Source organism: Sinorhizobium fredii USDA 205 (assembly GCF_001461695.1).
Classification (GTDB): Bacteria; Pseudomonadota; Alphaproteobacteria; order Rhizobiales; family Rhizobiaceae; genus Sinorhizobium; species Sinorhizobium fredii.
In genome coordinates this window covers 1-599 of the sequence record NZ_AUTC01000122.1, presented here as the reverse complement: position 1 = coordinate 599, position 599 = coordinate 1, and the positions used below count along the sequence as shown (strand labels likewise).

Genomic DNA, 599 nt, shown 5'->3' with positions numbered 1-599 from the left:
GCAGGGCTGTCCGGGGAAAGTTCAGCCATAGACGAAAGCCATCTGGTTTGGGTTGGTTTTCGGTTTTGATCGGCTCGGATTGACGGGCGGCGGCCGCTCGATGGCGGCGATGTCGCGGCGCTCGAAGAGGCAGTGCATGACGAGATCGGTGAAGCGCAGGATCGGCATGGCGACGCGATGGAGGCGGGCGGCGATGCGCAGCAGCGCATAGGCGATCATCGCGGCGAAGAGCTGCAGGCGGACGGCGTTGTCGTTGTTGCCGAGGAAGCTGCGGATCTTGAGATGCTGCTTGATCCAGCGGAACAGCAGCTCGATCTGCCAACGGCCCTTGTAAAGCGCCGCAATGGCCACGGCGGAGCGCTTGCGATCGTTGGTCAGCAGGGTGATGGTGTCGCCATCGGCGCGCTTGACGGTGAGGCGGCGCAACGGCATCGGCAGCTTGGAATCGCCCTTGCTGGCGAGGCGCACGGTGGCGTCGTCGATGACGGTGAAGCCGTCGCCCTCGGCGACCTTGAGGCGCCGTTTGCGGATCACCTTGAGGGCCATGTTGGACTTCGGACGCGTCACGAAGACCGCCTTGGCCTCAGCGATCGCCGTCC

General features: G+C 64.8%; 1 protein-coding gene. It reads right to left on the bottom strand.

Going from position 1 to position 599, the window contains the following annotated elements; translation table 11 throughout:
• Positions 1-21: 21 nt before the first annotated feature.
• On the bottom strand, positions 22-599 hold a 578-nt coding region (locus N181_RS12720), incomplete at its 5' end, for a transposase (RefSeq protein WP_153457662.1).